Here is a 1,760-nt window from a genome sequence, read left to right on the forward strand (position 1 = left end):
TCCCGCCGGCATAGGTCAGGCTGGCCTTGGCGAGCCGCGCGATGCTGAGCGCCTTGCCCTCCAGCCGCCGCCGCGCCCAACCGCCGCAGCGCGCATCGGCCGGGATCGCCGCGATCGCGGGAAGGCTGAACCGCTCGTAACGGTCGGCATCGGCATCGACGACCGACTGCGCGCGGCTCGTCCGCTCGGCGCGCAGCTCGACCGAGTAAGTGAGCGAAAAGGCGCGCCGCCACCAGTCGAGCGGCGCTTCGCCGTCGACCCGGCCCGCCGCGGCAAGCAGCGTCGGTGCCGCGCGCGCAACCGCCGCGACTGCCCGGTCGCGCGCCGTATCGTCGACCGCCCAGACCAGCCGCGCAGGTTGTGCAAAGCGCGCCCACACCGACACGTTGCGCGTCCCCGCGCCGTTCAGGCGGTGAAAGTCGGCCTCGTCGAGCACCGCATATTTGGCAATCAGCCCGCCATGCTGGAACGGAAAGACGTTCGGCGGGATCAGCCGGTTGGCGACCGCCATCCAGCGTTTCGGATAAGCGTCGCTATAGTCCGAGACGATCAGGTAGAAATCGAGCATCAGCCCGTCGAGTTCGCTCTCGCGCAGGCAGCTGCCATAGAAAAGCACTGCGCGCGCGCTGCCCGGATATTGGGCGGCAATCGCCTGCGCCATCGCGGCAGCGCGCGGGTCGACGGAGGTCGAAAGCTCGGCGCGGACCAGATCGATCAGGTCGGACATGCGCGAGCGCTCAGGCGGCGAGGCGCAGGAAGGGAACCGGCTGGGTCGAGGTCAGGATGATCGGCATGCCGTTCTTCGCCTGGAAGATTTCGCCGTCGAGAATCACGTTCGACCGTTCGCCCTCGATGCGGATTTCATCGCCCTGCTGGAAATGCACGCCGTTGAGCGGCTTTTGCCCCAAAGTCCCGCGCCAGGTCGCGCCGAGCATGCGGAACATCGCCCCGACATTGCTGTCGGTCGCAAGCAATTTCATATGGCCGTTCGTCCCGCCACCATCGCTGGTGCGGATGCTGAGCAGCAGCTTTTCGAGCGTCGTGACAATCAGCAGCGAGAATTTGCCTTTGAATTCGCCCTGGCGGATCAGCGACACCGTCATCGGTTCGGGCTTGGGCGGCAGGCGTCCGCCGCCGATCCCGAAGATGATCGCGAACAGGCCGAGGATCGCCGCGAGAAAGTGCGACACGCCGTTGGGCAGGCCGAGCGGATAGATGCGATTGCGGCAATAGAGCATCACATCGGCAAGATAGGCGCCGCCGAGGAACATGCCGAGCACCGGCCGCTCTTCGCCGCCGCTGTCAAGCGCAATGAGCTGACGTTCGATCACATGATCCTCGAGCTGGCCGCTCTCGACCAGTTCGACGACGCGCTGCAACGCCTTGATCGGATCGCCCTCGGCACCGAGGTCGAGCGCGATCAGATTGGTCTTGCCGTTGGGAAGCACCGCAACCGGCGGCGGCGAACCGCCGAAATGGTCGCCCGAATAAATCTCGGTCAGTGCAGCCTGGACCGTGCCGTCGCCACCGTTGATGACGACGACGCGCGGGCCGACCATCGCCATCGTGCGGATGGCTTTTTCGATCTGGTCGACATCCTCGACCTCATAGTGAAAAATGTCGGGATGTGCCGCGCAATATTCGCGAACCCGCGGCAACAACGAGCGATTGCCCGTCGAGCGTGGGTTCGAAAGGAGCGCGACGCTAGCCATATCCGATCACATATATTTCATCGAGATGGAGATCGTCTTGGGCGACTC

Annotated in this window: 2 protein-coding genes; both read right to left on the bottom strand. The window is 65.1% G+C overall.

The window, feature by feature from the left end; all coding sequences use genetic code 11:
- Positions 1 to 727, bottom strand: a 727-nt coding sequence (locus VGD20_RS04410; protein WP_331133285.1) for a hypothetical protein, incomplete at its 3' end; no start/stop codon positions are given.
- Between the two features lie 10 nt (positions 728 to 737).
- On the bottom strand, positions 738 to 1,712 hold the full coding sequence (locus tag VGD20_RS04415) for a diacylglycerol/lipid kinase family protein (protein ID WP_331133286.1): 975 nt from the start codon (positions 1,710 to 1,712) through the stop codon (positions 738 to 740).
- Between the last annotated feature and the right edge of the window lie 48 nt (positions 1,713 to 1,760).

The sequence above is a fragment of the Sphingopyxis sp. genome, from assembly GCF_036402335.1.
Classification (GTDB): domain Bacteria; phylum Pseudomonadota; class Alphaproteobacteria; order Sphingomonadales; family Sphingomonadaceae; genus Sphingopyxis.